Origin of the sequence: Streptomyces sp. SID13666, assembly GCF_010548325.1 — a bacterium.
Taxonomy (GTDB): domain Bacteria; phylum Actinomycetota; class Actinomycetes; order Streptomycetales; family Streptomycetaceae; genus Actinacidiphila; species Actinacidiphila fildesensis.
Window position 1 is genome coordinate 1 of the sequence record NZ_JAAGLX010000053.1, and the last position, 26,351, is coordinate 26,351.

At 72.0% G+C, this 26,351-nt stretch carries 20 protein-coding genes and 1 pseudogene; 10 read left to right on the forward strand and 11 right to left on the reverse strand.

Features of this window, described 5'->3' with window-relative positions:
* Positions 1-105, reverse strand: a pseudogene (locus G3I60_RS46040) (glycosyltransferase); the annotation flags it as partial.
* A gap of 141 nt (positions 106-246) precedes the next feature.
* Between G3I60_RS46040 and G3I60_RS38070 the strand changes: the two are divergent.
* Together G3I60_RS38070 and G3I60_RS38075 are read left to right on the forward strand one after the other, a co-directional pair.
* Positions 247-1,014: a response regulator transcription factor gene (locus G3I60_RS38070; protein ID WP_164297833.1), complete on the forward strand. Its 768-nt coding sequence runs from the start codon at positions 247-249 to the stop codon at positions 1,012-1,014.
* The gene (locus G3I60_RS38075) at positions 1,007-2,119 is read left to right on the forward strand and encodes a sensor histidine kinase KdpD (RefSeq protein ID WP_164608335.1); all 1,113 of its coding nucleotides are present in this window, start codon (positions 1,007-1,009) and stop codon (positions 2,117-2,119) included. Before G3I60_RS38070 ends, G3I60_RS38075 begins: the two co-directional genes overlap by 8 nt.
* Before the next feature lie 2 nt (positions 2,120-2,121).
* On the opposite strand, the gene G3I60_RS38080 is transcribed toward G3I60_RS38075, so the two are convergent.
* From G3I60_RS38080 to G3I60_RS38110, 7 genes are all read right to left on the reverse strand, one after another.
* Positions 2,122-3,201: an NAD(P)-dependent oxidoreductase gene (locus G3I60_RS38080; protein ID WP_164297784.1), complete on the reverse strand. Its 1,080-nt coding sequence runs from the start codon at positions 3,199-3,201 to the stop codon at positions 2,122-2,124.
* Positions 3,202-3,253: 52 nt separating this feature from the next.
* On the reverse strand, positions 3,254-4,204 hold the full coding sequence (locus tag G3I60_RS38085; protein WP_164297786.1) for an LD-carboxypeptidase: 951 nt from the start codon (positions 4,202-4,204) through the stop codon (positions 3,254-3,256).
* Entirely contained in the window at positions 4,201-6,189 is a 1,989-nt protein-coding gene (locus G3I60_RS38090) for a prolyl oligopeptidase family serine peptidase (protein WP_164297788.1), read from the reverse strand. Before G3I60_RS38090 ends, G3I60_RS38085 begins: the two co-directional genes overlap by 4 nt.
* Positions 6,186-7,544, reverse strand: a complete 1,359-nt coding sequence (locus tag G3I60_RS38095; protein WP_164297791.1) for a M20/M25/M40 family metallo-hydrolase — start codon at positions 7,542-7,544, stop codon at positions 6,186-6,188. Before G3I60_RS38095 ends, G3I60_RS38090 begins: the two co-directional genes overlap by 4 nt.
* Positions 7,537-8,370, reverse strand: a complete 834-nt coding sequence (locus G3I60_RS38100) for a M55 family metallopeptidase (protein WP_138355534.1) — start codon at positions 8,368-8,370, stop codon at positions 7,537-7,539. The genes G3I60_RS38095 and G3I60_RS38100 overlap by 8 nt, the downstream gene beginning before the upstream one ends.
* Positions 8,371-8,458: 88 nt before the next feature.
* Positions 8,459-9,181, reverse strand: coding sequence for a class I SAM-dependent methyltransferase (locus G3I60_RS38105; protein WP_164297793.1), 723 nt, complete (start codon positions 9,179-9,181; stop codon positions 8,459-8,461).
* An 83-nt stretch (positions 9,182-9,264) separates the two neighbouring features.
* Entirely contained in the window at positions 9,265-11,748 is a 2,484-nt protein-coding gene (locus G3I60_RS38110; RefSeq protein ID WP_164297795.1) for a SpoIIE family protein phosphatase, read from the reverse strand.
* A 281-nt stretch (positions 11,749-12,029) separates the two neighbouring features.
* On the opposite strand from G3I60_RS38110, the gene G3I60_RS38115 reads away from it, so the two are divergent.
* A complete protein-coding gene (locus G3I60_RS38115) occupies positions 12,030-13,676 on the forward strand; it encodes an MFS transporter (RefSeq protein ID WP_343241812.1) in 1,647 nt (548 codons plus the stop codon).
* Positions 13,677-13,773: 97 nt separating this feature from the next.
* On the opposite strand, the gene G3I60_RS38120 is transcribed toward G3I60_RS38115, so the two are convergent.
* Positions 13,774-16,206, reverse strand: a complete 2,433-nt coding sequence (locus G3I60_RS38120) for an MFS transporter (RefSeq protein ID WP_203674885.1) — start codon at positions 16,204-16,206, stop codon at positions 13,774-13,776.
* Between the two features lie 163 nt (positions 16,207-16,369).
* Complete coding sequence (locus G3I60_RS38125; RefSeq protein WP_164297800.1) at positions 16,370-16,819, reverse strand: SRPBCC family protein; 450 nt, start codon at positions 16,817-16,819, stop codon at positions 16,370-16,372.
* 102 nt (positions 16,820-16,921) lie between these two features.
* On the opposite strand from G3I60_RS38125, the gene G3I60_RS38130 reads away from it, so the two are divergent.
* Positions 16,922-17,956, forward strand: a complete 1,035-nt coding sequence (locus G3I60_RS38130) for an Rv2578c family radical SAM protein (protein ID WP_164297802.1) — start codon at positions 16,922-16,924, stop codon at positions 17,954-17,956.
* 10 nt (positions 17,957-17,966) lie between these two features.
* Positions 17,967-18,518 (forward strand): GNAT family N-acetyltransferase, encoded by a 552-nt coding sequence (locus G3I60_RS38135; RefSeq protein WP_239070793.1) that lies wholly within the window; start codon positions 17,967-17,969, stop codon positions 18,516-18,518.
* Here the strand turns inward: G3I60_RS38135 and G3I60_RS38140 are convergent.
* Positions 18,461-19,009, reverse strand: a complete 549-nt coding sequence (locus G3I60_RS38140) for an adenylosuccinate lyase (protein ID WP_164297805.1) — start codon at positions 19,007-19,009, stop codon at positions 18,461-18,463. The two genes, G3I60_RS38135 and G3I60_RS38140, sit on opposite strands and share 58 nt — an antisense overlap.
* 355 nt (positions 19,010-19,364) lie before the next feature.
* On the opposite strand from G3I60_RS38140, the gene G3I60_RS38145 reads away from it, so the two are divergent.
* From G3I60_RS38145 to G3I60_RS38165, 5 genes are all read left to right on the forward strand, one after another.
* Positions 19,365-21,179 (forward strand): 3-hydroxyacyl-CoA dehydrogenase family protein, encoded by a 1,815-nt coding sequence (locus tag G3I60_RS38145; RefSeq protein ID WP_164608336.1) that lies wholly within the window; start codon positions 19,365-19,367, stop codon positions 21,177-21,179.
* 97 nt (positions 21,180-21,276) lie between these two features.
* Positions 21,277-22,089 carry a TetR family transcriptional regulator gene (locus G3I60_RS38150; protein WP_239070796.1) on the forward strand — a complete coding sequence of 271 codons (813 nt, stop codon included), beginning with the start codon at positions 21,277-21,279 and terminating at the stop codon, positions 22,087-22,089.
* Positions 22,090-22,488: 399 nt separating this feature from the next.
* On the forward strand, positions 22,489-23,844 hold the full coding sequence (ccrA, locus tag G3I60_RS38155) for a crotonyl-CoA carboxylase/reductase (RefSeq protein ID WP_164297812.1): 1,356 nt from the start codon (positions 22,489-22,491) through the stop codon (positions 23,842-23,844).
* Positions 23,844-25,841, forward strand: a complete 1,998-nt coding sequence (locus G3I60_RS38160) for a protein meaA (RefSeq protein WP_138355544.1) — start codon at positions 23,844-23,846, stop codon at positions 25,839-25,841. Before ccrA ends, G3I60_RS38160 begins: the two co-directional genes overlap by 1 nt.
* Before the next feature lie 2 nt (positions 25,842-25,843).
* On the forward strand, positions 25,844-26,350 hold the full coding sequence (locus G3I60_RS38165; protein ID WP_138355605.1) for a MaoC family dehydratase: 507 nt from the start codon (positions 25,844-25,846) through the stop codon (positions 26,348-26,350).
* Position 26,351: the final 1 nt, after the last annotated feature.

Sequence of the window (26,351 nt, forward strand, 5' to 3'; positions counted from 1 at the left end):
GCCGGACGGAATGCGCTCCAGCACCCAGGGCAGGGCACCGGCCTCGTCCAGGCACGGCAGTACGACGTCGACGGGCGGTGTCGGTGGGTTGGTCACGCTCTTCACCCTACGAAGCAGAAACCGACATTCCGGGCTTTGGATCCTTACGAAACACGGACGTCGGACTCCTGAGCCCCCACCCGGGAGCCCGCTCCCGGCGCCCGGTGCCAGACTCGAAGCGTGACCACCGAACCCGCACAGCGCCGCATCCTCGTCGTGGACGACGATCCGACCGTCGCCGAAGTCGTCGCGGGATACCTCCTGCGCGCGGGCTTCGCCGTGGACCGGGCCGCCGACGGACCCACCGCGGTGGCCCGTGCCGCCGCCGTCCGCCCGGACCTCGTCGTCCTCGATCTGATGCTGCCCGGCCTGGACGGGCTGGAGGTGTGCCGGCGGATACGCGAGCGCGGCCCCGTCCCGGTCGTGATGCTGACCGCCCGCGGCGACCAGGACGACCGGATCCTCGGTCTGGAGGTCGGCGCGGACGACTACGTCACGAAGCCGTTCAGCCCGCGCGAGCTGGTACTGCGCGTGGAGTCCGTACTGCGCCGCGCCGGGACACCGCCGCCCGCCGGCCCCTGGCTGCGGTCGGGGCCGCTCGCCCTGGACCCGGCCGCCCGGCGCGCCACCCACGGCGGCACGGAACTCGCCCTGACCATCCGTGAGTTCGACCTGCTCGCGTTCTTCCTCCGGCACCCCGGGCGGGTACTGGGACGCGAGGAGCTGATGCGGCGGGTGTGGGGCTGGGAGTTCGGCGATCTGTCGACCGTCACCGTGCACGTACGGCGGCTGCGCGAGAAGGTCGAGGCCGATCCGGCCCGGCCGCTGCTGATCAGCACGGTCTGGGGCGTCGGCTACCGCTTCGACCCGCCACCCGGCACTCCCCCTGCGGATCCCGTGCCCGCAGTGGCGGAATCGGCAGCACCCGCGGCAGCACCTGAGGCAGTACAGGAAACGGTGAATCCCGATGCATGACGTCCTGCTGATCGCGGCCTACGCGGCGCTCGGCGCCGCGGCCGCCGGACTCCTCGGCGCGCTGGCACTGCGGCTGCTGCGGAACCGGTCGGTGGCGCTGTCGCTCGCGGTGGTCGCCGCCGTCACGGTGGCGGCGATGCTCGCCGGCACGCTCTCGGTCGCCTGGGCGATGTTCCTGTCCTCGCACGACCTCGGCGTGGTCATAACGGTCTGCGCGATGGCCGCCGTCGTCTCGCTGGGCGTGAGCCTGCTGCTCGGCCGCAGGGTCGTCGCGGGCAGCCGCGCGCTGGCGACCGCCACCCGCGACTTCGGCGACAGCGACATCTTCGCCGCGCCCGCCGGGGCGCCGACCGCCGAACTCGCCGACCTGGGCCGCGAACTGGCCGCCACCAGCGCGAAGCTCGCCGCGTCACGGGAGCGCGAACGCGCGCTGGAGGCGTCCCGCCGGGAGCTGGTGGCCTGGATCTCGCACGATCTGCGCACCCCGCTCGCCGGGCTGCGCGCCATGGCCGAGGCGCTGGAGGACGGCATAGCGGAGGACCCCGCGCGCTACCACGCGCAGATCAGGACCGAGGTGGAACGCCTCAGCGGCATGGTCGGCGATCTCTTCGAACTCTCCCGCATCCAGGCGGGAGTGCTCGCCCTGGCACCGTCCCGGATGTCCGTCTACGACCTGGTGGGCGACGCCATCGCCGGCGCCAATCCGCTGGCCCGCGAGCACGGGGTCCGGCTGATCGGCGACGGCGTCGAGTCCGTGCCGGTGGAGGTCGACGGCCGCGAGATGACGCGGGTGCTCGCGAACCTCCTCGCCAACGCCATCCACCGCACCCCGGCCGACGGAACCGTCGCCGTCTCCGCGCACCGCGAGGCCGACTCCGTGGTCCTGTCCGTCACCGACGGCTGCGGCGGCATCCCCGCCGACGATCTCCCCCGGGTCTTCGACACCGGCTGGCGCGGCACCGGAGCCAGGACGCCTCCCGCGGGGGCCGGACTCGGCCTCGCGATCGTCCGCGGCATCGTCGAGGCCCACGCCGGCCACGCGGCCGTGCGCAACGTACCGGGCGGCTGCCGCTTCGAGGCGGTCCTGCCGGCCGCCTCGGGCTGACGTCAGGCCGGGGCGGGCGCTGCGGCCCCGCGCAGGGCGGCCCGGGCGAAGTCCCGCATGCCGTCGGTGAAACCGACGGCCGGCGCCCAGCCGAGTTCGGCGCGGATGCGCGCGGACGAGGCCGTGATGTGCCGGACGTCGCCGAGCCGGTACTCGCCCGTCGTGACGGGGGCGGGCCCGCCGGTGGCCGTGGCGAGGGCGGCGGCCATGTCGCCCACGGAGTGGACGGTGCCGCTGCCGACGTTGTACGTCCGCAGCCCGCCGGAGGGTCCGCCGGTGAGCGCGCCGAGGGCGGCCGCGTTGGCTGCCGCGACGTCCCTTACGTGCACGAAGTCCCGCCGCTGGGCGCCGTCCTCGAAGACGCGGGGGGCCTCGCCGCGTGCCAGGGCCGAGCGGAAGAGCGCGGCGACGCCCGCGTACGGGGTGTCGCGCGGCATCCCGGGGCCGTAGACGTTGTGGTACCGCAGGGACACCGCGCGGCCGTCGGCCGCGCGGGCCCAGGCGGCGGCCAGGTGTTCCTGGGCGAGCTTGGTGGCGGCGTAGACATTGCGCGGGTCGGTGGGGGCGTCCTCGGTGACGAGGCCGGGGGCGAGCGGATCGCCGCACTGCGGGCAGGGCGGTTCGAAGCGGCCCGCGTCGAGATCGGCGACCCGGCGCGGTCCCGGGCGGACGACGCCGTGCCGCGCGCAGGCGTACCGGCCCTCGCCGTAGACGACCATGGAGCCGGCCAGGACCAGGGACCGCACTCCGGTCGCTGCCATGGCGGCGAGGAGCACGGCCGTGCCGTGGTCGTTGCAGCTGACGTAGTCGGGCGCGTCGGCGAAGTCCTTGCCGAGTCCGACCATGGCGGCCTGGTGGCACACCGCGTCCACCCCGCGCAGCGCGTCCTCGACGGCCGCGCGGTCCCGGACGTCGGCCCGCCGCCAGTCGGCTCCGGCCGGGAGGACGGGCGGTTCGGCGCGGTCGCCGTGGGCGGCGGGGAGCAGGACGTCCAGGACGCGCACGTCGTGTCCGGCTTCGAGGAGGGCGGTCACGATGTGCGAGCCGATGAAGCCCGCGCCTCCGGTGACGAGTGTCAGCATGCTCCGACGCTACGGTCCCGGCCGGTCCTGACGGCGTGACCCGGCCGGGACGTCAGCGGTCCGTAAGGAGTGCCGGGACCTCGATCGTCAGGGTGCGGGCGTCGGCGTCCAGGACGGCGGGCAGGCCGAGGGGCACGGTGATCGCGGAGTCGCAGTGCCCGAACCCCAGCTCCTCCACGACCGGCACCCCCAGATCGCCGAGCCGGTCGAGCAGCAGCGGGCGCAGGGTTTCGTACGGGCCGCACTCCGCCCAGGAGCCGAGGACGATCCCGGCGACGCCGTCCAGCCAACCGGAGCGCAGCAGTTGGGTGAGGTAGCGGTCCAGCCGGTACGGCTCCTCGCCGGTGTCCTCCAGGAGCAGGATCCCGCCGGCGGCGCCGGGCCGGGCCCCCGGGGTGCCGAGTTCCGCGGCGAGCAGGCAGACGGTACCGCCGAGGGTCCGCCCGCGCGCCCGGCCGGGGACCATGGTCCGGGCGGCGGGCGAGCTGAGGACCTGGACGGTCCCGGGCTCCATCAGGGTGCGGCGCAGATGGTCCTGGGTGGGGTCGTCCTTGAGGAAGGTGGCGGCCGCGGCCATGGGGCCGTGCACGGTGGCGAGCCCGAGCCGGGTGGCGAACGCCTCGTGCAGCACGGTGATGTCGCTGTAGCCGATGAACGCCTTCGGCTCCACGGCTCGCATCGCGTTCCAGTCCAGCAGGTCGACCATGCGCTGGACGCCGTAGCCGCCGCGCGCGCAGAGCACCGCCGCCACCGAGGGGTCGCACCACGCCTGCTGGAGGTCCCGGGCGCGGTCCTGGTCCGCGCCGGCCAGGTAGTCCAGGCCCGGGTGCCGGTCCAGGACATGCGGCGCGACGACCGGGTCGAGGCCCCAGCCGCGCAGGATGTCGAGCCCGGCGTCGAGCCGCTCCCGCGGAACGGGTCCGCTGGGGGCGACGACGGCGACCCGGTCGCCGGGCACCAGTCGGCGCGCGCGACGCAGCGGCTCCGGAACGGTCCCCGTCATCTGGTGAGACCCAGCTTCGGCACACCGGGCGGCACGAAGCCGAAGACCTGCCCGTAGAGCGAGAGTTCGGCCTCCAGACAGGCGACGATCGTGTCCTCGCGGCGGAAGCCATGGCCCTCGCCCTCGAAGGTGAGGTACGCGTGCGGGATGCCGCGCCCGGCGATCCGTTCCAGGAAGCGCTCGCACTGGACGGGTGGACAGATCACGTCGTCCAGTCCCTGCAACAGCAGGAACGGTGCGGTGACGCGGTCGGCGCCGTTGACCGGCGAGCGGTCGCGGTACCGGTCGGGGACCTCGGCGAGCGGGCCGACGAGGGACTCCAGGTACTGCGATTCGAAGTCGTGCGTCTCACCGTTCGCCGACCAGCCGGTGAGGTCCAGGATCGGGAAGCTGATGGCGCCGCACGCGTACAGGTCGGTGGAGGTGAGCGAGGCTCCGGTGGTCCAGCCGCCGGCGCTGCCGCCGCGGATCGCGAGCCGGGCCCCGTCCGCGGTGCCCTCGTCGACCAGGGCCTGGGCGACCGCGGCGCAGTCCTCGACGTCCACGACGCCCCACTGTTCGCGGAGCCGCTCGCGGTAGGCGCGGCCGTAGCCGGTGGAGCCGCCGTAGTTGACCTCGGCGACGCCGATGCCGCGCGAGGTGAAGTAGGCGATCTCCACATCGAGCACCATCGGGACCCTGCTGGTGGGGCCGCCGTGCACCCAGATCACATAGGGCGGCAGGTCGCCCGCCGGCGCGCCGGCCGCCGGGTTGTGCGGCGGGTACACCTGCGCGTGCACTTCACGGCCGCCGGGTCCGGTGAAGGTCCGGGCGGTGGGGTCCGGCAGATACGCGGGGTCGACGGTGTCCTGGTGCGCGCAGCCGATGACGCGGGTGTGCCCGGTGCTGGTGTCGAGTTCGACGACCTCGAACGAGGAGCGCGCGCTCGCGGCCACGTCGAGCACCCGGGTGCCGGAGGTGGCGAGGCCCGCGGCCCATTCCGTCCAGCGGCCCGGGACGTCGGCCAGTTCGCCGGTGGCCGGGTCGAGTATGGCGAGGCGCTGGGCTCCGACGCCGTGCAGAACGGCGAGCAGGCCCTCGCCGACGGGGGCGAACCAGCGGTAGCCGAGCTTCCACACCGGGCCGGCGAACTCCTCCTGGCGCGGGCAGAGGTTGACGGCCTCGCCGGTGCGGGGGTCGACGCGGTGCAGATTCCACCAGCCGGTGCGGTCCGTGGCGGCGATCAGGGTGCCGTCCGCGGCCCATTCGGCCTGGGCCACCGATTCCTCGGAACCGCCGATCAGGGTGCGGGCGCCGGTGAAGGCGCCGGTGAAGGCGCCGTCCTCCCCGACCTGCGCGAGCTTGAGCTCGGTGCCGTCCCAGGGCATCAGCGGGTGGTTCCAGGCGATCCAGACGACCTGCCGCCCGTCCGGTGAGAGCCGGGGGCCGGTGACGAACCGGTCGGCGCCGTCGGTCAGTTCGCGCACCGCACCGCGGTCGGCGGCGGCCGACCCGTCCAGCGGCACGGCGGCGATGACGCGCCGCACGTCGGAGGGCCCGTCGCCGGTGAACTCCTCCAGGACGCACCAGACCTCGCCCCGGTCCTGGTGGATCTGCGGGTCCACCCACCGCAGACCGTCGCCCACCGCCGAGACGGGCGTCAGCGGCAGCGGTTCCGCACCCGGCCGGTACGCGTACAGGCGCTGGTCGGCGAAGTTCACGAAGACGATCAGCGGGCCGTCCGCGTCCGGTGTGCCGGCCCACGGCCGGCCGCCGTACTCCATGACGCGGCTGCGGACGTTCCACGGTGCGGGCAGCGGGCACTGCTCGCTGCCGTCCGCGAGCCGCCGGACCAGCGCCCGGCGCCCGCCCTCGGCGGGGCGCGGCTCGGTCCACCACACCTCGTCCCCGACGAAGCCCACGAATTCGGGGCTGCCGTCGTGCGACGCGGCGGTCGCCGCACCGATCGGCGACGGCCAGGCTCCGTACGGGACGTCCTGGGTCATTCCGGTGCCTTCCCTGAGGAGGAGGTCAGAAAGCGGTCGAGCACCTGGACGCCGAAGTGCAGCGCCTCGACCGGCACACGCTCGTCCACTCCGTGGAAGAGCGCCTGGTAGTCGAAGCCCGGGGGCAGCTTCAGCGGAGAGAAGCCGTAGCCGGTGATGCCGAGCCGGGAGAACTGCTTGGCGTCCGTGCCACCCGACATGCAGTACGGGACGACGTGCGCCTCCGGGTCGAAGTGCTCCAGCGCCTCGCGCATCGCCGCGTACGTTGGCGAGTCCACCGGAGCCTGGAGCGGCACCTCGCGGTGGTGGAACTCCCACTCGACGTCCGGGCCGGTGAGCCGGTCCATGGTCTCGGTGAACTCGGCCTCGCCACCGGGCAGCATCCGTCCGTCCACGTAGGCGGTCGAGGTCCCGGGGATGACGTTGATCTTGTAACCGGCCTGCAGCATCGTCGGGTTGGCGCTGTTGCGGACCGTCGGCTCGACGAGCGCGGCGGCCGGGCCGAGCTTGCCGAGCAGCCCGTCCACATCGTCCAGATCGGGTTCGATGCCGTGCAGCGCGGCGAGTTCGGTGAGCGAGGCGCGCACGGTGGCGGTCAGCCGGACCGGCCAGTCGTGTTCACCGATCCGCGCGATGGCCGCTGCCAGCCTGCTGACCGCGTTCGCCGGATTGACCTTGGAGCCGTGTCCGGCCTTTCCGTGCGCCGTCAGCCGGAGCCAGGCGGTGCCGCGCTCGCCGGCGGCCACCGGGTACAGCCGCATGCCGCCGCCCGCGTGGAAGGTGAAGGCGCCCGATTCGCTGATGCCCTCGGTACAGCCCTCGAAGAGATCGGCGTGCTGGTCCGCGAGGAAGCCGGAGCCGTACACGGCGCTGTCCTCCTCGTCCGCGGTGAAGGCGAGCACAAGGTCCCGGGCCGGACGGCGGCCGGTGCGGGCCATGGCCCGCACCGTGGCCAGCACCATCGCGTCCATGTTCTTCATGTCGACCGCGCCGCGGCCCCAGACCACTCCGTCGCGGATCTCGCCGGAGAAGGGGTGCACGCTCCAGTCCGCGGGCTCGGCCGGGACGACGTCCAGGTGGCCGTGGACCAGCAGCGCGTCGGCGCCGGGGTCGCTGCCCTCGATACGGGCCACCACATTGGTACGGCCGGGGGCGGACTCCAGGATCATCGGCTCGATCCCGGCGTCGGACAGCAGCTCGGCGACGTATTCGGCGGCGGGCCGCTCGTTGCCGTCGCCGCCACCGCGGTTGGTCGTGTCGATCCGGATCAGCTCGGAGGTGAAGCGCACCACCTCGTCCAGCGCCTGCTGGTCCACCCCCAGGCCGACCGATTCGAAGACCGCTTGCTCAGCCATACTGTTCCTCCACCGCTGCCGACACGAGCGTGGTGACCGCCTTGAAAGCGCGGATTCCCTCGTACATGGTCGGTGATGTGTAGCCGACTCGGCGTTCGCCGGTCCGCGCCACGCCGGGTACCACCGTGGCGGCCCCGGCAAGGTGTACGGCATCGAACTCGAGCTCGATGTGGAACGGTCCGTCCTGCGCGGGCTCATGGCGCACCGCGAGGGCCACCGCCTCCTTCGCCGCGGCCCGGATGTCGGCCGCGGTCCTGGCCGGGGGCCGGCAGACCGCCGCGTACCGCGACACGTAGTCCTTGACCGCGACCGTGCGGGCCCGCGGCGCGTAGCCGCGCGCGTCGGCGCCGGTACGGTCGTCGCCGGTCACCAGGATCACCGGCACACCGTACTCGGCGACGACCAGCGCGTTCAGCCGCCCCTCGCTCGCCGGCTCACCGTTGGCCCACACGCCCGTGATCGAGTTGGCGAGATAGGTGTGTGCGAGCACGCCCTCGGTCCCGGCGCCCGTGTGATAGCCGACGAACGCGATGCCGTCCACGTCCCCGTGCTGCACGCCCTCGACCATCGACAGGTCCTTGTGGCGGCCGGTGAGCATCTCGGCCCGCTCGTCGAGTTTCTCCAGCAGCAGGTTGCGCATGGTCCAGTGCGCCTCGTTCACCAGGACCTGGTCGGCTCCGCCGTCGAAGAACCCGGCGATCGCGGCATTCACGTCGGACGTGAACATATGGCGGCAGCGCTGCCACTGCTCGCTTCCCGGCAACACATCGGCAGGCCAGGTGACGCCGGTGGCGCCCTCCATGTCGGCCGAGATGAGGATCTTCATGCGAGGCAACGCTACGCGGTTTTGGGCAGCGCATACCAGAGCTGTGGATAACTGCAGTGGTCTAGACCTCTACAAACCCTGACAGACGCTACCTGACACGGCCCGCCACCAGCCATTGCGACGGCAGCTCGATGCGCGTGCCGTCGGTACGGGACTCCGTCGTCGTCAGCTGCTGCCCGCCGCCGGCCAGCAGCTCCAGACCTGCCGCCCGGAAGTAGCCGGGAACCGCCTCGTCGGCCACCTCGCCCGGGGTGAGGCCGTGCGCGAAGACCGCCCCCAGCTTCGGCGGCGGGCCGCCTGGTCCCTGGGCCAGACCCAGCAGGATGCCCTTCGCGGCCGCGGCCAGCTCGACCGCGAACACCCGCCCCCGCTCGCCGAGCAGTGTCGCGATGCCCTCGACCAGCGGCGCCCGGTCCGCCGGTTCGCACTGGTGCAGGACGCCCCGCATATAGACGTTCGCGTCACCGATCTCCGCGTGCAGCCGGCGTGTCGTGGCCGCGTCGGCGCCGTTGAGCTGCTGGTACTCGGCGACGCCGTGCGGGTCAGCGCGGCGCGCGTGCCCGATCGCCGCCTCGGACAGGTCCACCCCGACCACCCGGTCGTAGCGCTCCGCGAGGTACCGGGTCTGGGTGCCGTTGCCGCAGCCGACGTCGACGACCGGCAGGGCGGCGTCGAAGTACGGCTCCAAGAGCGGCAGCTGCAGGGCGGCAGTGAGGGACGCGTCCGCGTCCCAGAAGACCGCCCCGGCCGTGGCGGGCGCGTCGCGCCAGAAGCTCTCCCAGGCCTGTGTGTAGGTGCCGGGCACGTTCATTTCGGGACTCCCCAGGATCCGACGAAACCTCAGTGACTCGGTACGCGGTGACGCGGCGGCCAGGCGCCGAACAGCCGGCCCCCTCAGCGCCGCCGTCGCGACGCCGACCGCGGCAGCGTCTGCTCGAACCAGACCGTCTTGCCCTGCGCCGTGCGGCTCGTACCCCACTGCCGCGCCAGCCGGCTCACGATCCGCATGCCCCGCCCGTACTCGTCCTCGGGGCCCGTGTTCAGCAGGACCGGGACCGCGTGGTCGTCGTCCGTGACCTCGCACAGCAGGGCGTCGGCCCGCACCAGGCGCAGCTCGACCTCACTGGTGCCCGCGTGCCGGATGGCGTTGGTGACGATCTCGCCGACCAGCAGTTCCGCGGTCTCGGAGACCTCCTCCAGATCCCAGTCGCGCAGCGTCGCGCGGGTCAGCCGGCGGGCGTGCGCGGCCTCGCGCGGATGGCGGGCCAGTTGCCACGTCGCCACGTCCGAACGCGGGATGCCGTTCAACCGCGCCATCAGCAGGGCGACGTCGTCCTTGCGGCCGCCGCGCGGGTTGAGCGCGCGGATGATCGTGTCGCAGGCGTCGTCCATCGACGCCGCCGGGTGCGCGGCGCTCTCGCACAGCGCGGCCAGCCCGGTGCCGATGTCCTGTCCGCGCACCTCGACCAGCCCGTCGGTGCACAGCACCAGCCGGTCGCCCTGCGCGACCGGCACCGTGACCGTCTCGAACGGGACGCCGCCCACCCCGATCGGGGCGCCGGTCGGCACGTCGAGCAGCTCGCTGCGCCCGTCGGCCGCCCGCACCAGGACCGGCGGGATGTGTCCGGCGTTGGAGATCACCAGCTCGGACTCGATCGGGTCGTACACCGCGTACAGGCAGGTCGCCAGATAGTGCTCGCCGAGGCGCTGCGCCAGATCGTCGAGATTGCGCAGCAGCTGGGCGGGCGGCATGCCCATCGCCGCCATGGTCTGGACGGCGGTGCGCAGCTGGCCCATCATCGCGGCCGAGTTCAGCCCGTGCCCCATGACGTCGCCGACGACGAGCGCCAGCCGCGAGCCGGCCAGCTTGATCGTGTCGAACCAGTCGCCGCCGACCCGGCCCAGCCGGGTCCCGGGCAGATAGCGGGTGGCCACGTCACAGCCCGGCATCCGCGGGGTGATGTGCGGCAGCATGCTGTCCTGGAGGGTGTCGGCGACATTCTCCTGGTACGTGTACATCCTGGCGTTGTCCAGCACGAGGCCGGCGCGGGCGGCGAACTCCGCGCCCGTGGCCTTGTCCATGTCGTTGAAGACCGGACGCTCCTGGTGGCGCAGCAGGATCATGAAGCCGAGCACCACGTTGCGGGCCTTGAGCGGCACCACGAGCATCGACCGGTTGTTGATCAGCGGGCTGATGTCGCGCTTCTCGAACTGCGCGGCGATCGCGTTGCCCATCTGCTCGGAGATCCGCGGTACGAGCACCGGCTGGCCGCTGGTCATGCACTGGAAGAACGGGGTGTGCTCGGGGAACGGCATCGACTCGCCGACCGGCACCACGTCGTCCCAGCGCCCCGGCTCGTCGGTGTGCTCGACGGCCACCCGGTACCACATGGTGGTGACGTCCGGCGGCCCGTCGGGGAAGCCCTCACCCGCGAGCACCTGCTCGCGCAGATACGAGCCGGCGACATCGGTGAAGCGCGGCACCACGGCCGCGCTGACCTCCTGGATCGTGCGGGCCAGATCCAGCGAGGTGCCGATGCGGGCGCTGACCTCGTTGAGGAATTCGAGGTGCTCGCGCACCGCGGCGTACTCGAGGTCGGGCGCCAGGTCGGCCGGGGCCGCGGCCTGCGGGTCGAGCTGGGCGGCCGCGGCGGCGGCGCGCTGCCTGGCCCGGCGCTCGTCGCGCCTGGGCACTCCCCAGTCGGGGGTGACCGGCACCCGGTCGTGCCGGCTGAATTCCAGCACCGGATAGCCGAGCTCCAGCACCTGCGAGACGATCCGGGCGCTCTCCACCGGATTCATGCTCGGCAGGATCTCGGGCAGCCGCTTGGCGAGCTGGTCGGCGCCGGAGAACTCGGTGTGCAGCGCGAAGCCGGGCGCGATCCGTTCGAATTCCCCGGCCGGCCCGTGGGCCGCCTGCGAGTCGTCCGCCGAGTCCTCTTCCGGCCCGGAATCCGGCGAGGAGCGTAACTGGGTCGCGTCGGCCGCCAGGACGAGCAGCCGCTCGGGCCCCGGGCCGACGAGCGGGTACGCCCACCACAGGACGTCCACCGCCCCGTCCTCCCGGTCCGCGCCGCCGCCGTGGCAGTCGTCGAAGAGCCGGGCCCGGCCGGCGGTGGGGTACGAGGTCCCTCCGCTGAGCGAGGCGTCCAGCTCGGGGCCGAAGTCGTCCGGCCAGCCCTCGTCCACGACCGCGCTGTTCAGAGCGCCGGAGACCGGGAGCAGATCCACCGCCGGGCGACCGACGGCCTCTTCTTTGGAGCAGCCGAAAAGTTTGCGCGCACCGGTGCTCCAGTGCGATACGAGTCCCGCGCCGTCCACGACGATCACCGCAAGCGGGATCCGTCCGGACAGCCCCGGAGGAATGCGGCGGTCCATGGCTGGGTGGGCTCCTTCCCTCGGAGCCGCTTCACAGGACCGGCCGGGATCTCCCGTCCCGGTGCAAGATCTGCGGCACCTGTACCACCGTACGACCGAGTAAGGGTGCCGCGAAGGGCATTGCCCGAATCCGGGCGCACGCCCGCGCGTGAGCGCCCCCCTGGGCACGTGCTAGCGTCCTTCCTCTCTGTTCGAACTCCAGATCCGTGGTGCGAGTTCGACTCCGGCCGGGTGGGGATCCAAGCCGGAGCACGTAGGACCCGCGACTGGAAGAGAACAACGTGACCACCTGGGAGACCGCGGGCTGGGCCGCCGCAAAGCGTCCCAAGCCCTTTCTCCGACTGGCCGATCCGCGCCGGCCGGTGATGGCGGCGACGCTGTTCGCCGCGGTGCTGCACATCGTGTGGGCGCTGTTCCTGGCCAAGGACGCCGGGGACATGGCCGCCCAGTTCGCGTGGACGGACTTCATCCGCGAGCACCCGGACTCCGCGTACAACCTCTCCTGGTACGGCGGGATGCACCCCGCTTCGTACAGCATCCTGTCGCCCTACATCATGGCGTGGCTCGGGGTCCGTACGACCGCGGTGATCGCGGGCACGCTCTCCGCCACCGTCGCCGCGTATCTGCTGGTCCGCTACCGGATACGGCGGCCGATGCTGCCCGCGCTGTGGACGGCCTTCGCGCTCTGGTGCGACGTGGCGTCGGGCCGGGTGACCTTCGCGCTCGGCATGCTCTTCGCACTGGCCGCCGCCGCCCTGGTCCTCCCCGACGACGACCAGCGGACCTCGCGCATCGTCGGAGCCTCCGCGCTGGGCGGGCTGGCCACCATGTGCAGCCCGGTGGCCGGGCTCTTCATCGAGGTCCTGGCGGGCGCCCTGTTCCTCACCGGGCGGCGCAAGCACGCGTACATCCTGGCCGCGAGCCCGCCGATCGTGGTCGGCGGCACCTCGCTGCTGTTCCCCTTCTACGGGGTGCAGCCGTTCACCTGGTACTTCGCCGCGCTGCCGCTGGCCGCCGCCGTGCTGGTGGCGCTCCTGGTACCGCGCTCCTGGAGCACCCTGCGGACCGGATCGTGGGTCTACGCCGCGGGCATAGTGCTGACCTGGGCGATACCGTCGCCGATCGGCAGCAATGTCGAGCGGCTCTCGCTGCTCTTCGGCGGCACCGCGCTGCTCGCGGCCGCGGTCGGGCGGACCGACCGGGGCCGTAAGACCCTCGTCATCTTCGCGGCGTTCACCGCCGTCGCGGTCTGGCAGGTCGCCAAGCCCGTCACCGACCTGGTCAACACCGCGCCGGTGACCGCGACCATCGAGCACGCCCAGGGGCTCATCGACGAACTGGCCCGGGTCGGGGCCGACCGGGGCCGGGTCGAGGTAGTTCCGCTGCGCTCGCACTGGGAGGCGTCGGGGATAGCCCCGCACGTCAACCTCGCCCGCGGCTGGAACCGGCAGGCGGACGTCGAGCGCAATCCGCTCTTCTACGACGGCACCCTCACCCCGGCAACCTATCTGGCGTGGCTGCAGCGCTGGGGCGTCGGATACGTGGTCCTGCCGTCGGACGAACCGGACGGCGCGGCCGTCGCCGAGGCGAAGATCGTCGCGGCCGGGCACGCCTGGCTGCAGCCGGTCTGGCAGGACGACCACTGGCGGCTGTACAGCGTGACCGGGGCCGAGCCGATGGCCGACCCGCCGTCGATCGTCCGCCAGGCCGGACCGGCCGAGCTGGTCGTCGACGTCCCGACGGCGGGTCCGGTGCTGCTGCGCATCCCGTGGTCGCCGTGGCTGGCGATAGCGGGAGCCACGGACTCCGATCACGGCTGTCTGGAGCAGGCCGGCGAATGGACGCGGCTGTACGCGCCGGCGCCGGGCACGTATCGGATAGGCGGGCGCTACGCCCTGTCCCGCGGGACGCCCTGCAAGAAGGACTGACCCCGGCGCCGCCCGGCGCACATTCCCTCCCCGCGCCCGGACGCCGAGGGAGTTCCGCATCATCCGCGCGCCCCGTCAGCCCCTCCGTCAGCGCGTGTCAGTCCTCGTGCCCCAGCTGCAGATCGCGTTCGGTGCGCCCGCCGCCGGTGACCTGCAGGACGGTGGCCACCGGCGGGTACCCGGCGGCGATCACGGTGTACTCTCCGGCCGCCAGATCGACGAAGCGGAAGAGGCCGTCGGCCCCCGTCGTCACCGAGTCCACGACGTTGCCCGCCGCGTCGAGCAGGGTGACCCGGGCGTCCTCGACCACCCGGCCACCGGGCGCCCGCACCGTGCCGCGCAGCACCGCGCCACCGGCCAGTTCGACGTCCTGCCGGGTCTCACGGGCCGCCTGCACCGAGACCGGCAGCGCGGCGGGGCGGTAGGCGGGAGCGCTGGCGGCCAGCGTGTACTCGCCCGCCACCAGATCGGTCAGCACGTAGCTGCCCTCGCGGGCGCTGCGGGTGCTGGAGACGACGTCGCCGCGTACGTCGGTGAGCGTCACGATGGCGTCGCGGACCGGGGTGCCGTCCGAGGTGTGCACCGTGCCGGCCAGCCGGCCGGCGCCGCCGAGCACCACGTCCAGCTCGACCGGCCGGTCGCCGACCGTCACGCTGACGGCCTGCGGCTGATGGCCGCCCGCCGCCGCGATCAATACATAGCTGCCGGTGCCGGGGGTGCTCAGCGCGTACCGTCCGTCCTCACCGGTCGCGCCGCGGCCGATCTGCCGGCCGGTGACGTCGATCAGGGTGAGCGCGGCCCGGCCCACCGAGGTGCCGTCGGAGTGCTGGACGGTGCCGCAGACCGGGACTCCCCCGGCGTCGGCGGTCCGGCCGGCGGCCGTCCTGGCCGGGGGGACGGCGGGATCGGAGACGGGACCATGCTGGGTCACCAGGGGTTTCTCCTTCAGGAGGAATGCGAGCAGGAAGCCGAGGACGAGCACCGGCACCAGGTACAGGAAGATCCGCGGCATGGCTGCGGCGTACGCCTGGACGTAGCCGTCGCGCAGTGCGGCGGGCAGCGTGTGCACCAGCTGCGGGGTGATCGACTGGGGGTCCGGCAGGTGCGCGCCGCGCGGGAGTTCGACGGCGAGCTGGTCGGCCAGCCGGTTGGCGAAGAGCGTGCCGAAGACGGCCGCGCCGACGGATCCACCGATCTGCCGGAAGTAGTTGTTGGCGCTGGTGGCGGCGCCGATGTCGGCCGGCCGCACCGAGTTCTGCACGGCGAGCACCAGGACCGGCAGCACGAGTCCGATACCGAGGCCGAGCACCGCCATGAAGGCGCTGTACTCGACCCGGGAGGTGCCCGCGTCCAGCAGGGACAGCAGCCACATGCCGAGCGCGGAGAGCGCGCCGCCGAGCAGCGGGAAGATCTTGTAGCGGCCGGTCCTGCTGATCAGCTGGCCGGAGGCGACGGAGGCGAGGACGACGCCGAGCATCATCGGGAGCATCAGCAGCCCGGAGCCGGTGGCGCTGGCGCCGTCGACCATCTGCAGGAAGGTCGGCAGATAGCTGGCGGCGCCGAAGAGCGCGACGCCGACGACCGCGCCGACCAGCGCGGTGACGTTGAAGATGCCGTCACGGAACAGCCGCAGCGGGATGACGGGTTCGGCCGCGAAGTGTTCGGTCAGGACGAAGAGCACGGCGCTGACGACGGCGCCCGCGCCGAGTCCGACGATCATCTCCGAGCGCCACGCGTAGGTGGTGCCGCCCCAACTGGTCAGCAGCACCAGACAGGTGGAGCCGGCCGCGAGCAGCAGCGCTCCCAGCACGTCGAGGCGGGGCCGGATCGTGGGGCGGGGCAGCCGCAGCACGACGGTGATGAGCGCGAGGGTGAACAGGCCGAACGGCACGTTGATGTAGAAGCACCAGCGCCATGAGGTGTGGTCGGTGAAGAAGCCGCCGAGCAGCGGTCCGGCGACGGACGCCACCCCGTAGGCGGCGCCGATCAGGCCCATGTAGCGGCCGCGTTCGCGGGGCGGGACGATGTCCGCCATGATCGCCTGCACACCGATCATGAGCCCGCCGCCGCCGACGCCCTGAACCGCGCGGAAGGCGATCAGCTGGTCCATGGTGCGCGACCAGCCGGCCAGCGCGGAGCCGATGACGAAGACGACGATCGCGAACTGGAAGACCCGCTTGCGGCCGAAGAGGTCGCCGAGCTTGCCGTAGATCGGCAGGCCGATGGTCGACGCGAGCAGGTAGGCGGTGACGGCCCAGGACATCTTCTCCAGGCCGTGCAGCTCTCCGACGATCTTCGGGAGGGCGGTCGCCACGATCATCTGGTCGAGGGCGGCGAGCAGCAGTGTGAGCATCAGGCCGAGGAAGACCAGCCGCACTCTGCGCGGGGTCAGGTCGGCCGGCGGAATGCCGGTGGCCGAACCGGACGGGCCGTCCGCGCCGGGCGGCGGGGCATCGGCCGGTTCAGGGCCGGTCGATGCCGCGCCGTCCGCCGGTTCGGCCCGTCCGGACCTTCCGGCCCGTTCGGCCAGAGTGGTTCCGCCCACGTGCCGCTCCCCTCGTCGCGCCTGCCTCGTCACCCATTTCCCGCATTAAGCGACAACGACGAACAAGCGCGACGATTCTCCGAAGCGATGCAGAACCACCCGTATCAGTGAACGATCGAACCCGGACGGGGCTCAGACGCCACGACGGTTACTCGGCCGTCTCGACCTCGGCGGCCAGCTTCGCGAGCACCTCGTCGTAGATGCGCCCGAGTCCCTTGGGCGCGAAGGTCCGCTCGAAGAAGCCGCCGATGCCGCCGGCGCCGTCCCAGGTGGTGGTGGAGACGACCCTGGACCGGCCGGCACCCGCCGGGGTCACCGTCCACGTGGTGACCATGGACGAGTTGCGGTCGGCCTCGACCAGCTGTCCGGTGGTCGGCGCGGTGACGTCGAAGAGGCAGTCGCGGATCCGCTTGCTGGTCGCCTGCAGCTTCCAGTGCACCAGCGTGCCGGCGCCGCTGCCGCCCTCGCGGACCTCGTACTCGCTGAACTGCTCGGGGAGCAGGGTCTTCCTGGTGCCCGCGTAGTCCGCGAGAGCGTCGTACACCCGCTCCGGTTCCGCTTCGATGACCCGCTGGGTGGTGGCCTCGACCTGCGCCATTTCTTCTCCTCCGGTCCGTGCCCGCATGTGCCGGGCAAGCCAACCACACGCGTTAACCGAATATGTGTTCTATTCTATGGAGGAGCTACTGAGGAGGGCGTCATGCGCTGGGACAACCTGGGCCGCGACGAGGCCACCACCGCCACCACGCCCGCACTGTTCGGGACGGACGTGGTCACCCGGACCTTCGACACCCCCGAATTCCGCGGCATCACCTTCCACGAGGTACGGGCCCGGTCGATCGTGAACCGCGTGCCGGGCGCCTCGCAGATGCCGTTCGACTGGACGGTCAACCCGTACCGGGGATGCAGCCACGCCTGCGTCTACTGTTTCGCCCGCAAGACGCACAGCTATCTGGACCTCGACACCGGTCTCGACTTCGACTCGCAGATCATCGTCAAGGTGAACGCACCCGAACTGCTCCGCAAGGAGCTCGCCGGGCCGCGCTGGCAGGGGCAGCACATCGCCATGGGCACCAACGTGGACTGCTACCAGCGGGCCGAGGGCCGCTACCAGCTCATGCCCGGCATCATCGGCGCGCTGCGCGACCACGCCAATCCGTTCTCGATCCTCACCAAGGGCTCGCTGATCCTGCGCGATCTGGACCTGCTGCGGCAGGCGGCCCGGGTCGCCGAGGTCTCCATCGCGGTTTCCGTCGGCTTCCTCGACCGCGAGCTGTGGCGCACCGTCGAGCCCGGTACGCCGTCCCCCGGCAAGCGGCTGGAGGTCTGCCGGACGCTGAACGGGAACGGGATCCGCTGCGGCGTCCTGATGGCGCCCGTCCTGCCGTATCTCAGCGACTCCCCCGAGCAGCTGCGCGACACCGTGCGCGCCATCGCGCGGTCCGGGGCCACCTCCGTCACCCCGCTCGTGCTGCATCTGCGGCCGGGCGCCCGCGAGTGGTACCTGGCCTGGCTCTCCGTGCACCATCCGCGGCTGCTCAGCCGCTACAAGGCGCTCTACGCGGACGGTTCGTACGCCCCCACGTGGTACCAGCGGCGCATCACCCGCCAAGTGCACGAGTTCGCCACGGAGTTCGGCATCGGCCCGGCCCGGTCCAACGCCCTTCGGGCCGTCCCGCCACCCGCCGCCGCCCCGGTGGAGGTCGAGGGACCGACCCAGCTGTCGCTGCTCTAATCTCCTGCCCATGACCGATGTTCGAGTGATGACCGGCGACGACATCGACGCCGTTTCCGCGATCCGGGTGCGCGGCTGGCAGAGCGCGTACGCCGGCATCGTGCCGCAGGGGTACCTCGACGCGATGTCGGCGCCGGAGGACGCGGCCCGGCGCCGCGAGTGGTTCGCCCACGACACCGGCCGGGTGGAGAACCTCGTGTCGGCCGACGGGACCGAGGTCACCGGCTGGGCCGCCCACGGCCCGTACCGGGGCGACGACGCCGAGCCGGGCGACGGCGAGCTGTACGCGATCTACGTCCGCCCGGACCGGATCGGCACCGGCGCGGGCCGCGCGCTCATCGGTGCGGTGCTGGCCCGCGCCGCGGACCGCGGCTTCCCGCGTCTGCGGCTCTGGGTGCTGGCCGACAACGCGCGCGCCCGCCGTTTCTACGAGAAGGCCGGCTTCGTGCCCGACGGCGCCGAACAGCAGGAGGACTACGACGACGTGTTCCTGCGCGAGGTGCGCTACGTCCGCGGCGCCTCGTCGGACGCGGCGCGCGTGCCGGACGCGTCCGCCTCGTAGCCGCCGATCCGCTCGAGGGCCGCGACGGCGGCCGTGCGCAGCCGGGGATGCGCGCACGCGGCCCGCAGTACGGTCGCCGCCCGGGGGTCGCCGAGCTCGCCGAGCCCCTCCACGCAGGCGGGAACGGCGTCCCAGCCGAGGGTCTGCTCGGCCAGCAGCCGGTCCAGGGTCTCGATGAGCGCGGGGACGGATTCCGGCGCCCTCAATTGGACGAGCAGCCGGATCGGCGGTACGGCGTAGGCGACCCGGAGCGGATTGGTCGCGAGCGCGGCGGCGGCCCGCGCGGTGCGCGGGTCCCCCAGCAGGGCGAGCGCCCGGGCCGCGTTCTCGGCCCGTTCCGGCTCACGGTAGTTGAGCAGCAGGGCGAGGGTTTCGAAGGCCCTCCGGTCGCCTGCGGCGGCCAGGGCCACGGCGGCGGCCTCCCTGACTTCGAGGGGCTGCCCCGGTGCGGTGAGTACGCCGGCCAGTTCGTCGCGCGCTGCGGAATCCACCCACTCAGCCTACGGCGCGCTCATCTGTACGCGGTGCAGATCACATGGGCGGTGGTCTGGCGCGTAGGTTACCGGCCGGTTACCCTCGGACCAACGTGCACGGCAGCCTGGTGACGCAGCCGCCGCGCACAGCCCGGAACGCACCACCCGTACGTGTTCCGGGCACGCACCACCGCTCAGCAGCACGCAACACTTCACGTCGGTTCGGCACCATCGCGGCGCGGCCCCGGGACAGGGCCCGCCCTTCACCCTCATGCGGGCATCCACCCCTTCTCCGTGGCCCGCGACTCCACCAACTCCTCAGCCGCGCGCGCCTCCCGGCAGCAGCGGTCTCCTCAGCATCTGGAGTTTCGCGATGGACCGTCCGTCCAGCAGCAGTCCCCTGCCCTCCCTCGCCCTGCCCACCGTCGCCGTCGTCGGCCTCGGCACCATGGGCGCCGGAATCGCCGAGGTCATGGCCCGCGCCGGCCATGAGGTCATCGGCATCGACACCAGCGACACCGCCGCCCGCACGGCTGTCACGGCGCTGGACCAGTCCACGGCGCGTGCCGTGGAGCGCGGCCGGATCACCGAGGCCGAGCGCGCCGACACCCTCGCGCGGTTCCGCACCTTCCCCGACCTGCAGGCGGCCGCCGAGGCCGATCTGGTCATCGAGGTCGTGAACGAGCAGTTCGAGGCCAAGCAGGCGGTCTTCGAGGCGCTCGACCTGATCGTGAAGCCGGACGCCATCATCGCGACGGGCACCAACGCCCTGTCGGTGACCCGGCTGGCCTCGCACACCACGCGCCCGGACCGCGTCCTCGGCCTGCACTTCTTCGCCCCGGCACCCGCCATGAAGCTGGTCGAGGTGGTCTCCACCGTCCTGACCTCGCCGGAGGCGACCGCCTCGGTGACCGCGCTGGTGCGCGCGCTCGGCAAGGAGCCGGTCCCCGTCGGCGACCGCCCCGGCTTCATCGCCGACGGCCTGCTGTTCGGCTATCTCAACCAGGCCGCGGCGATGTACGAGTCGAAGTACGCGACCCGCGAGGACATCGACGCGGCGATGCGGCTCGGCTGCGGCCTGCCGATGGGCCCGCTGGCGCTGCTCGACCTGATCGGCATCGACACCGCGCAGACCGTCCTGGAGGCGATGTACGAGGCGTCCCACGACCGGCTGCACGCGCCCGCCCCGATCCTCGGCCAGCTTGCCGCCGCCGGTCTGTCCGGCCGCAAGTCGGGCCGCGGTTTCTACACCTACGAGGCTCCCGGCAGCGAGGTCGTCGTCACCGACGCCTCGACCCCGGACACCGCGGGGACCGCCGGTGTCGCGGGCCGTGACGTCCGCAGCGTGGGCGTCGCCGGATCCGGCACCATGGCGACCGGTATCGCCGAGGTGTTCGCGAAGGCCGGTTACGACGTCGTGCTGGCCGCCCGCTCGCAGGAGAAGGCCGACCAGGCCGTCGCCAAGCTGGCCAAGTCGCTGGACCGCTCGGTCGCCAAGGGGCGGCTGACGCAGGAGCAGCGCGACGCGGCCGTCGCCCGGGTGACACCGGCCGGCTCGTACGACGCCTTCGGCGACGTGGACCTGGCCGTCGAGGCCGTCGCCGAGGACCTCGCCGTCAAGCAGGCGCTCTTCACCGCGCTGGACGAGGTGTGCAAGCCCGGTGCGGTGCTCGCCACCACGACGTCCTCGCTGCCCGTCATCGCCATCGCCCGCGCGACCTCGCGCCCGCGGGACGTGATCGGGATGCACTTCTTCAACCCGGCGCCCGCGATGAAGCTCGTCGAGGTGGTCCGTACCGTCCTGACCTCGGACGATGTGCACGCCACCGTCCGAGAGGTGTGCGGGAAGGTGCGCAAGCACGCCGTGGACTGCGGGGACCGGGCCGGCTTCATCGTCAACGCCCTGCTGTTCCCGTACCTGAACAACGCCGTGAAGATGGTCCAGGAGAACTACGCGACGGTGGCGGACATCGACACCGCCATGAAGCTCGGCGGCGGGTACCCGATGGGCCCGTTCGAGCTGCTGGACGTCGTCGGACTGGATGTGTCCCTGGCGATCGAGCAGGTGCTGCACAAGGAGTTCCGCGACCCGGGCCTGGCGCCCTCGCCGCTGCTGGAGCACCTGGTGTCGGCGGGGTGCCTGGGCCGCAAGACGGGCCGCGGCTTCCGCGAGTATGCCCGGCGCTGATCATGAGGGCGGCTGGGGCGGTCTGCTCGGCCCGCGGGGGCCGTCCCGGCCGCCCCGTACGTCCCGCGCGGGCCCGGCCATGGAGTACGTTCCACGTATGGCCCAGCCCCTCAAGTCCGCGACGAAGACCACCGCAGAAGGCCCCGCGCCGGCTACGGCGAACGGCCGCCGTGCCGCCGCCCAGCGCCACCGGGTGCGGCAGGACCTCGCCGCGTCCGCGATGCACCTGTTCGCGTCCCGGGGGTACGAGGCGACGACCGTCGACGACATCGCGGCGGCGGCCGGGGTGGCCCGCAGGACGTTCTTCCGGCACTTCCGGTCCAAGGAAGAGGCGATCTTCCCGGACCACGACGACACGCTGGTGCGGGTCCAGGCCGTCCTGGACTCCGCGGAACCGCATGAGCACCCGCTGGACACCGTGTGCCGCGGCATCACCGAGGTGCTGCGGATGTACGCGGAGTCCCCCGAGGTCTCCGTGGAGCGGTACCGGCTGACCCGTGAGGTGCCGACGCTGCGGGAGCGCGAGATCGCTTCTGTGGCCCGCTACGAGCGGCTCTTCACCCGTTATCTGCTGGGCCACTTCGACGAGTCGGCGCACCATGACGGCGACGACGACCCGCTGCTCGCCGAGGTCGCCGCGTCGGCCGTGGTGGCGGCGCACAACCATGTGCTGCGGCGCTGGCTGCGGGCCGGCGGCAAGGGGGACGTCGAGGCGCAGCTGGACCACGCCTTCGACGTGATCAAGGCGACCTTCGGCACCGGCATAGGGGTCAGGCGGCCGGCGGGGCCTCGTTCGGCGCCCGCCGCGGCGGTCTCGCAGACCGGCGAGGTCGTGGTCACGGTGGCGCGTACGGACGCCTCGCCCGCCGAGGTGATGCGGATCATCGAGCGGGCGCTGCGGGGCGGCTGACCGCCCGCCGAGCCCCCGCAGAGGTAGGGAACAGCGGCCGTCCGGGTGATCCGGGCGGCCGCTGTTGCTCGTTTGTGGCGCCGGGATGACACTTGAGAGAAATTGTTGGCACGCAGTGTCTTTACGAGTGGCACCCCGTGCCATAACGTAAGCCGTGTCCGGGCGGGCGGCGTGTGGTGATCCCACGCACGCCGTCTGTCCCCAAAGGCCCGGACGCCTGCGTCACAGGCACCCCCGGATCCCGTCCGGGGGAACCACCGCGCCACCGCGCGCACCGGTTCCACCCGTGCGACCGTCACGGGAGCAGTACCCCCGCCGAACCGACGGCACCAGTCACCCGTCAGCCCTCGCCGACGTTCCCTCAAACGTATCTACGTCGCGCTTCGCCGGAGGCACCCCGTGAAGGAAATTCTGGACGCGATTCTCGCGTCGGACAGCTCGGACAACTCGGACCGTTCGGCCGCCGACTTCGCGGCCCTGCCGCTGCCCGAGTCGTACCGCGCCATCACCGTCCACAAGGACGAGGCCGAGATGTTCGCCGGCCTCGACAGCCGTGACAAGGACCCGCGCAAGTCCCTGCACCTGGACGATGTGCCGGTCCCCGAACTCGGTCCCGGTGAGGCCCTTGTCGCCGTCATGGCCAGCTCGGTCAACTACAACTCCGTGTGGACCTCGATCTTCGAGCCGGTCTCCACGTTCTCGTTCCTGGAGCGGTACGGGAAGCTCTCGCCGCTCAGCAAGCGGCACGACCTGCCCTACCACGTGATCGGCTCCGACCTCGCGGGCGTCGTCCTGCGCACCGGACCCGGCGTCAACGCCTGGCACCCCGGCGACAAGGTCGTGGCGCACTGCCTCTCCGTCGAGCTGGAGTCCTCCGACGGCCACAACGACACGATGCTCGACCCCGAGCAGCGCATCTGGGGCTTCGAGACCAACTTCGGCGGTCTCGCCGAGATCGCGCTCGTCAAGTCCAACCAGCTGATGCCCAAGCCCGCGCACCTCAGCTGGGAGGAGGCCGCCGCTCCCGGCCTGGTCAACTCGACCGCCTACCGCCAGCTGGTGTCCCGCAACGGCGCCGGCATGAAGCAGGGCGACAACGTCCTCATCTGGGGCGCGTCCGGCGGACTCGGCTCGTACGCCACCCAGTTCGCGCTGGCCGGCGGCGCCAACCCGATCTGCGTGGTCTCCAGTGAGCAGAAGGCGGACATCTGCCGCTCGATGGGCGCGACCGCGATCATCGACCGCAGCGCCGAGGGCTACAAATTCTGGAAGGACGAGCACACCCAGGACCCCAAGGAGTGGAAGCGCTTCGGCAAGCGCATCCGCGAGCTGACCGGCGGCGAGGACATCGACATCGTCTTCGAGCACCCCGGCCGGGAGACCTTCGGCGCCAGCGTCTACGTCACGCGCAAGGGCGGCACCATCACCACCTGCGCCTCGACCTCGGGCTACATGCACGAGTACGACAACCGCTACCTGTGGATGTCGCTCAAGAAGATCGTCGGCTCGCACTTCGCGAACTACCGCGAGGCCTGGGAGGCCAACCGGCTGGTCGCCAAGGGCAAGATCCACCCGACGCTGTCGAAGACGTACTCCCTGGAGGAGACCGGCCAGGCCGCGTTCGACGTGCACCGCAACCTGCACCAGGGCAAGGTCGGCGTCCTGGCGCTGGCCCCGCAGGAGGGTCTCGGCGTCACCGACCACGAAATGCGGGCACAGCACCTGCCGGCGATCAACCGCTTCCGGAACGTCTGATGCCGCGACGCGAAAAAGACCGTCCGTGGCTCATGCGGACGTACGCCGGCCACTCCACCGCCGAGGCGTCCAACGAGCTGTACAAGAACAACCTCGCGAAGGGGCAGACCGGCCTGTCCGTCGCGTTCGACCTGCCGACCCAGACCGGCTACGACCCGGACCACATCCTCGCCCGCGGCGAGGTCGGCCGGGTCGGCGTCCCGGTCTCGCACATCGGTGACATGCGGCGGCTCTTCCAGGACATCCCCCTGGAGGGGATGAACACCTCGATGACCATCAACGCCACCGCCATGTGGCTGCTGGCGATGTATCAGGTGGTCGCCGAGGAGCAGGGCGCGGACATCACCAAGCTCCAGGGGACGACGCAGAACGACATCGTCAAGGAGTACCTGTCGCGCGGGACGCACGTCTTCCCGCCCGGCCCCTCCCTGCGGCTGACCACCGACATGATCACGTACACGGTCAACAACATCCCCAAGTGGAACCCGATCAACATCTGCAGCTACCACCTGCAGGAGGCCGGGGCCACACCGGTCCAGGAGATCGCCTTCGCGATGTCCACCGCGATCGCCGTCCTGGACGCGGTGTTCGCCTCCGGGCAGATCCCGGAGGACCGCCGGGGCGAGGTGGTCGCCCGGATCTCGTTCTTCGTGAACGCGGGTGTCCGCTTCATCGAGGAAATGTGCAAGATGCGGGCCTTCGGCCGGCTCTGGGACACCGTCACCCGGGAGCGCTACGGCATCGAGGACGCCAAGCAGCGCCGGTTCCGCTACGGCGTGCAGGTCAACTCGCTGGGGCTGACCGAGGCCCAGCCGGAGAACAACGTCCAGCGCATCGTCCTGGAGATGCTGGCCGTCACCCTCTCCAAGGACGCCCGCGCCCGCGCCGTGCAACTTCCCGCCTGGAACGAGGCGCTGGGTCTGCCCCGGCCCTGGGACCAGCAGTGGAGCCTGCGCATCCAGCAGGTGCTCGCCCATGAGAGCGACCTGCTGGAGTACGAGGACATCTTCGACGGCAGCCATGTCATCGAGGCCAAGGTCACCGAGCTCATGGAGCTGGTGACGGCCGAGATGGAGCGCATCGAGAAGATGGGCGGCGCCATGGCGGCCGTCGAGTCCGGCTATCTGAAGTCGGCGCTCGTCTCCTCGCACGCCGAGCGGCGCGCCCGCATCGAGTCGGGCGAGGAGAAGATCGTCGGGGTCAACTCGTACCAGGGCACCGAGCCCAGCCCGCTCACCGCGGACCTCGACACCGCCATCATGACCGTCGACCCGGCCAACGAGGCGCGCGTCGTGAGCGCGCTGCACACCTGGCGGGACAACCGCGACGAGCAGCGCGCCCAGGAGTCGGTGGCGGCGCTGAAAGCCGCGGCGGCGGGCAGTGAGAACCTGATGGCCGCGACACTGGCCTGCGTACGTGCCGGTGTCACGACCGGCGAGTGGTCCTGGGCGCTGCGGGACGTCTTCGGCGAGTTCCGCGCCCCCACGGGCGTCAGCAGCGCCCCGGTGGCGGTCACCGCCGAGGCGGGCACCCCGCTGGCCGAGGTCCGCCGCAAGGTCGCCGCGACCGCCGCCGAACTCGGCAGCGGCAAGCTCCGGCTGCTGGTCGGCAAGCCGGGTCTCGACGGGCACTCCAACGGCGCCGAGCAGATCGCCGTACGGGCCCGCGACGCGGGCTTCGAGGTGGTCTACCAGGGCATCCGGCTCACCCCCGAGCAGATCGTGTCCGCGGCCGTGGCCGAGGATGTGCACTGCGTGGGCCTGTCGATCCTGTCCGGTTCGCACGCGGCACTCGTGCCGGACGTGCTGGACCGGCTCCGCAGGGCCGGGGTGGACGACGTACCGGTGATCGCCGGCGGGATCATCCCCCCGGCGGACGCGGCGGCGCTGCGGGCCGCCGGGGTGGCGGCGGTGTTCACCCCGAAGGACTTCGGTATCACTGAGATCATCGGGCGGATCGTGGACGAGATCCGGCTCGCGAACAAGTTGGAGGTATGACGGTGCAGTTCGGTCGCACTTACGAAGAGTTCGAGGTCGGTGCTGTCTACAAGCACTGGCCCGGAAAGACGGTCACCGAGTACGACGACCATCTCTTCTGCCTCCTCACGATGAACCACCACCCGCTCCACATGGACGCGAACTACGCCGAGAACACCACCGACTTCGGCAAGAACGTCGTGGTGGGGAACTACATCTACTCCCTGCTGCTGGGCATGTCCGTGCCGGACGTGTCGGGCAAGGCGATCGCCAACCTGGAGGTCGAGTCGCTCAAGCACGTGGCACCGACGTTCCACGGCGACACCATCTACGGGCAGACCACCGTCCTGGACAAGTGGCCGTCCAAGTCGAAGGACGACCGCGGCATCGTCCACGTCGAGACCAAGGGCTACAAGCAGGACGGCACCATGGTGTGCGTCTTCCGCCGCAAGGTCATGGTCCCCACCGCCACGTACATCAAGGAACGCGGCGGCGAGCAGCCCGGCCGCCCCGAGCTGCAGGAGAAGTGAC